The sequence below is a fragment of the Vibrio sp. 10N.239.311.G01 genome (assembly GCF_041465805.1).
Classification (GTDB): Bacteria; Pseudomonadota; Gammaproteobacteria; order Enterobacterales; family Vibrionaceae; genus Vibrio; species Vibrio crassostreae_C.
In genome coordinates this window covers 325,400-331,632 of record NZ_JBFSRM010000001.1, presented here as the reverse complement: position 1 = coordinate 331,632, position 6,233 = coordinate 325,400, and the positions used below count along the sequence as shown (strand labels likewise).

The 6,233-nt window shown below is 44.2% G+C and carries 4 protein-coding genes; 1 reads left to right on the top strand and 3 read right to left on the bottom strand.

The features are described 5' to 3' along the window. Positions 1 to 319: 319 nt before the first annotated feature. Genes pgsA through uvrY form a run of 3 tightly spaced genes read right to left on the bottom strand, consistent with a single transcriptional unit; the run spans position 320 to position 3,416 of the window. A complete protein-coding gene (gene pgsA / locus AB6D06_RS01435) occupies positions 320 to 877 on the bottom strand; it encodes a CDP-diacylglycerol--glycerol-3-phosphate 3-phosphatidyltransferase (RefSeq protein WP_017061490.1) in 558 nt (185 codons plus the stop codon). A 46-nt stretch (positions 878 to 923) separates the two neighbouring features. Further along, on the bottom strand, positions 924 to 2,756 hold the full coding sequence (uvrC, locus tag AB6D06_RS01430; RefSeq protein ID WP_372109838.1) for an excinuclease ABC subunit UvrC: 1,833 nt from the start codon (positions 2,754 to 2,756) through the stop codon (positions 924 to 926). A gap of 15 nt (positions 2,757 to 2,771) precedes the next feature. Next, positions 2,772 to 3,416 carry a UvrY/SirA/GacA family response regulator transcription factor gene (gene uvrY, locus AB6D06_RS01425; RefSeq protein WP_004729778.1) on the bottom strand — a complete coding sequence of 215 codons (645 nt, stop codon included), beginning with the start codon at positions 3,414 to 3,416 and terminating at the stop codon, positions 2,772 to 2,774. A gap of 425 nt (positions 3,417 to 3,841) precedes the next feature. Between uvrY and AB6D06_RS01420 the strand changes: the two genes are divergently transcribed. Beyond that, complete coding sequence (locus tag AB6D06_RS01420) at positions 3,842 to 6,205, top strand: DNA polymerase II (RefSeq protein ID WP_372109837.1); 2,364 nt, start codon at positions 3,842 to 3,844, stop codon at positions 6,203 to 6,205. Positions 6,206 to 6,233 lie beyond the last annotated feature (28 nt).

Sequence of the window (6,233 nt, the reverse complement as noted above, 5' to 3'; positions counted from 1 at the left end):
AACCGAGGTCCACGGATTTGCAATCCGCTGCATAGCCACTCTGCCAAGGCGCCTTAGTAACTCCAATCGAATCGCTCATTGCCATCCTCTTGGGTACGGGATGCATTCTACGGATTCAGACGATTGAGTCAATATTATTTTTGTATTTTTAATTCGTTTGAATAGATTTCATACGAAACAGGCCAAATAGCTGACTTTATGTTCAAAACACACTGTGAGCGGGTTATTCAAAGGAGATCTATATCACATTAGATATCCACTATTGATAACTTAACCTTAGGTTAAAGATCAAAAAAGCGAGCCTCAGCTCGCTTCTTCATCAATGATGTTTTTCGTCTAACAAATCGTCTTTGGCAGCCATCAAGTATTGTGCCATTGACCAGTAAGTAAGAACGGTGGCGACATACAGTGCAATGTAACCTACCCACACCATCCAGTCGTCGTATCTCCAGATAAGTACCCAAAGAGCGAACATCTGAGAAACCGTTTTGACTTTACCAACCCAAGATACCGCAACACTTGCGCGTTTACCGATTTCAGCCATCCATTCACGAAGCGCTGAAATGATGATCTCACGAGCAATCATGGTCACGGCTGGAATAGTTATCCAAATAGAGTGGTAATGCTCTGTAATCAGGATAAGAGCCGTAGCGACCAACACTTTGTCAGCCACAGGGTCAATGAAGGCACCGAAGCGAGACGTTTGCCCTAACTTACGAGCTAGCATGCCATCTAGCCAATCAGTGAAACCGGCTACCCAAAACACCATCGCAGCAGCGAAAGGAGCCCATTGATAAGGTAGATAGAAAACGACAACGAATACTGGGATCAAAAATAGTCTCAGTAAGGACAAAATGTTAGGTATATTCAAACGCATATTATTGGGCTCTTATTAATTGCGCTTTAATGGTGCGGGATTTTTACTATTGTTTCAATGCTTGATAAATGTTTTCTGCCAAAGAATGACTAATGCCCGGCACTTTGGCTATTTCTTCGACAGTTGCACGCTTAAGTTCTTGTAAGCCACCCATATATTTCAGCAAAGCTTGACGACGTTTAGGTCCTACCCCTTCAATTCCTTCCAAAGCACTGGTTCTGCGCGTTTTACCACGTTTCGCCCTGTGCCCTGCAATCGCATGATTATGGCTCTCATCACGAATGTGCTGGATAAGATGCAGCGCTGGTGCATCGCTAGGTAAATTAAACTCTTCACCTTCAAGGGTTACCAAAGTTTCTAAACCCGGTTTACGCGTCACGCCTTTCGCAATACCCATCATTCTTGGTCTAAACGGCCAATCACCCCAATATTGAGAAATGATCTCATGAGCGCGGTTTAGCTGACCTTTACCACCATCGATAAAGATGATGTCTGGGATCTTGTCGACATCGAGTTGCTTCGAATAACGTCTCTCAAGCGCCTGAGCCATCGCTGCATAATCATCGCCACCTGTAATGCCGGTGATGTTGTAACGACGGTACTCTGGTTTAACCGGGCCTTCTTGATTGAACACCACACACGACGCAATCGTGCTTTCACCCATGGTATGACTGATATCAAAACATTCCATGCGCTTGATAGCATCCATCGACAGCACTTCTTGGAGCTCTTTGAAGCGCTGATTAATCGTCATCTTGTGATTAATCTTGGTGGTAATAGCCGTCAATGCATTGGTATTAGACAATTTAAGGTAACGACCTCGAGTACCTGAAGGGTTGGTATTGAAGTGAATCTTACGACCCGCTACTTCACACAAGGCTTCTTGAATCGGTGTGACATCTTCCATCAAATCGGCATTGAGAATCAAACGGGTTGGGATGGTTCTCGCTTCACTATGCGCAAGATAGTATTGGCTTAAAAAGCTCGAAAAGACCTCTTCTCGCACCGTATTGTTGGGAATTTTAGGGAAATGGCTTCTACTGCCTAAAACCTTGCCTTGGCGAATCATCAAGATATGAATACACGCTACGCCATTCTCTTGAGCAAATCCCAACACGTCCATATCTTCCATTGAATCGTCAGATACGTATTGTTGTTCTTGCACACGTCGAATCGCTTGGAGTTGATCACGGAAAGCGGCAGCTTGTTCAAAACGAAGCTCACGGCTTGCCTTGTCCATTTTGTCGATGAGCGTCTCAAGGACTAATTTGTCTTTCCCTTGCAGGAACAGACGAACGTAGTCGATAAGTTCACTGTACTCTTCATCAGAGATGATTGAGCTAACACATGGCGCAGCACAACGACCAATCTGATACATCAAACACGGGCGCGTTCTATTGGCATAAACCGTATCTTCACACTGGCGGGCAGGGAAAATCTTTTGGATTAGGTGTAGCGTCTCACGCACAGCGCCGGAATCAGGGTAAGGACCAAAGTATTCGCCCTTTTTCGTCTTAGCACCACGGTGCATCGACAAACGAGGATGCTTGTGACCGCTAATAAAAATATAAGGGTACGACTTATCATCACGCAAAAGTACGTTGTATTTAGGCAAGTACTGCTTGATGTAGTTGTGCTCAAGAATGAGCGCTTCTGTTTCCGTGTGCGTTACAGTGACATCGATCTTGTCAATATTACTAACTAGAGCGCGTGTTTTTTCACTGTCGACTTTTTTACGGAAATAACTGGAAAGGCGTTTTTTGAGGTTCTTAGCTTTACCGACGTAAATAACGGCAGCCTCGGCGTTATACATTCGATAAACGCCGGGCTGCTCTGTTACTGTCTTGAGGAATGAGACTGAGTCAAACAAGTTGGTCACTATACGATCTCAGTGTTAAAGGGTCTCAGTGTCTAACATTCCATGTCTAATCGCTAAATGCGTCAGCTCTACATCGCCACTGATATCCAGCTTACTGAACAAGCGGTAGCGGTAACTGTTGACTGTTTTAGGACTTAGATTGAGTTGTTCTGAAATATCCGTCACTTTCTGACCTTTGGTAATCATCATCATGATTTGAAGTTCACGTTCAGATAAGTCTGCGAATGGATTTTCAGACGCAGGCGAGAATTGGCTCAAAGCCATCTGCTGCGCAATTTCTGGTGAAATGTATCGTTGGCCACTATTAACCACTCGAATTGCATTTACCATTTCATCCGGACCTGCCCCTTTAGTAAGGTAACCAGCAGCTCCAGCTTGCATCACTTTAGTTGGAAACGGATTTTCCGTATGAACAGTTAAAACGATGATTTTAACATCAGGGTTGAAACGCAAGATCTTCTTGGTTGCTTCTAAGCCACCAATACCAGGCATATTCATATCCATCAAAATAACGTCAGTATTGTTAGTACGACACCATTTTGCAGCATCTTCACCGCTTTCAGCTTCCCCTGCTACGTTCATTCCACGGACGTCTTCAATAATACGTCGTATCCCTGTGCGAACCAGCTCGTGATCATCTACAAGGAAAACATTTATCAAACTTGTATCTCCACACTATTAATTGGCTCTGCAACCACTGTGTCATTTCATCTGTTTGAAACAATTGAACAAAGGAACAGTGGATGCAGCATTGAGTACATCTTAACTTAATTACTAAAAAAAAGCTCTGTTGAATATGTGCTGAAACACGAACTTTAGCAAGTACTTATTAACAAATAAGCTAACTAAAACAACAAGCTTTTTCTAAAAATCAACCAGTTAAAACAACACCCAATAAAATTACATAAGATAAAGATATTTTCAATACCATTGAATAACCATTCGCGACAATTTCACTTATTTGCTTATAGAGTCCCGTTATTTGCCTCTACTAACTAGAATTTAGTTAGTATTTTTACTGCCTTTTGTGCGCAGAGGGTCGCTAGATGGTAGTATTCGATTCCCCATTTCAATAGGTTACTACATTGGATATTCAGCAAGGCTTTGTACTCACAAGACAAGCAAGAGATTTTTCAGGGCGCACACAAATCGACTTGTGGTTAAGCACCCCTCAAGGCCCTACTCTGCTGACGATTCAAAATGAAAAACCGGTATTTTTTGTCGCTCAATCTGACGTTGAGGCATGTCAGGCAATCGCAGCGAAAGAGTCGATCGATTGCCAATTTAAGCCTCTAGAATTAGCCACATTCGAGCAAACACCTCTCGCCGCGTGTTACACCTCACTGTCGAGAAGCAGCTTTGGTTTAGCGCAAGCCTTTCACAACGAAGAAATCCAAACCTTTGAAAGCGATATTCGACTCGCCGATCGATTCTTGATGGAACGTTTTATCAAGGGAAGTATTGAGTTCACCGGATCTGCTGTGCAAAAAAATCAGCATCGTCGAGTCTCAAACGCAAAATGCCGAGCAGGTGATTACTTACCTAACTTGTCAGTAGTGTCACTTGATATTGAATGCTCAGAAAAAGGCGTGCTTTATTCCATTGGCTTAGACAGCCCGATGGACAGCCGAGTCATCATGGTCGGCGAACCACAAGAAGCAGACACCAACATCCAATGGGTTGTCAACGAAAAAGTGCTGCTTGAAGCGATGATAGCTTGGTTCTCGGAGTTTGATCCTGACATCATCATTGGCTGGAATGTTATCGACTTCGATTTTAGGCTGCTGCACAAACGTTCAGAATGGAACGAAGTGAAGCTCAACATCGGCAGAGACAACCAACCGAGCTTTTTCCGCAGTTCTGCTCAAAATCAGCAAGGTTTTATCACTATTCCGGGGCGCGTTGTCTTGGATGGTATTGATATGCTCAAGACAGCGACCTACCACTTCCGTTCTTGGTCTCTTGAGTCGGTATCGCAAGAGCTGCTTGGGGAAGGCAAAGACATCCATAACGTTCATGACCGTATGGATGAGATAAACCGAATGTTTAAGTTCGATAAACCCTCACTCGCTAAGTACAACCTTCAAGACTGCGTACTGGTAAACAGCATCTTCGAGCACACTCACCTACTCGACTTCGCGATTGAGCGCTCTCGATTAACCGGTGTTGAGCTGGATCGCGTTGGTGGCTCTGTTGCGGCCTTTACTAACTTATATCTGCCTCAGATACACAGAGCGGGGTATGTCGCGCCTAACTTAGAGCCGGAGAACTGGATTGCGAGTCCCGGCGGTTATGTGATGGATTCGATTCCCAACCTGTACGACTCAGTTTTAGTTCTCGACTTTAAAAGCCTGTATCCATCGATCATCCGCTCTTTCTTGATTGATCCTATGGGGCTGATTGAAGGGTTGAAGCTGGAACTAGGCCCAGGAGAAAACCAAGCGGTCGAAGGTTTTAGAGGTGGTCAGTTCCACCGTTCTAAACACTTTCTGCCAGAAATGATTGAGAACCTATGGGCAGCACGTGATGTGGCTAAGAAGAACAACGAAAAAGCATTTTCTCAAGCGATTAAGATCATCATGAACTCATTCTATGGTGTGTTAGGTTCGTCTGGTTGTCGTTTCTTCGATACCCGGTTAGCGTCTTCAATTACCATGCGTGGACATGAGATCATGAAGCAAACCAAGGTTCTGATCGAAGACAAAGGCTATCAAGTGATTTACGGCGATACCGATTCAACCTTCGTGTCTCTGAACGGCAGTTATGATCAGCAAAAAGCAGACGAGATCGGGAACACACTGGTCGCTTACATCAACGATTGGTGGACGAATCACTTAAAAGAGACCCACAACCTAGCCTCAATACTCGAATTGGAATACGAGACTCACTATCGCAAGTTTCTAATGCCGACCATTAGAGGTTCAGAAACCGGCTCGAAGAAACGTTATGCCGGATTAATCACTCAAGGCGATAAAGAAAAGATCATATTTAAAGGGCTTGAGAGTGCACGCACCGATTGGACACCTCTCGCACAGCAATTCCAACAAACCTTGTATGAGATGGTGTTTCACGATCAAGATCCAACCGACTACGTCAGACAGTTTGTTGATGAAACCTCTGCTGGCAAACATGATGATTTATTGGTGTATCAAAAGCGCTTACGCCGCAAATTACATGAATACCAAAAGAACATTCCGCCGCAGGTTCGCGCAGCTCGTATGGCCGATGAAATCAATGCTCAGTTAGGGCGCCCTCTTCAATACCAAAATAAAGGACGCATTGAGTATTTGATTACTCTGAGTGGCCCTGAGCCCAAGGAGTATTTAAAGAGTGGTATCGATTATCAGCACTATATCGACAAGCAAATTAAACCGGTCGCAGAGGCAATACTGCCCTTCATCGGTTTAGACTTTGAAAGAGTTAGTGGGCAGCAGTTGGGTTTGTTCTAGCACTATATTCAATATGCTCTTAAAACGA

Excerpts from the sequence above, each read along its gene's own strand:
- pgsA (WP_017061490.1), bottom strand. The coding sequence starts at position 877 with ATGCGTTTGAATATACCTAACATTTTGTCCTTACTGAGACTATTTTTG.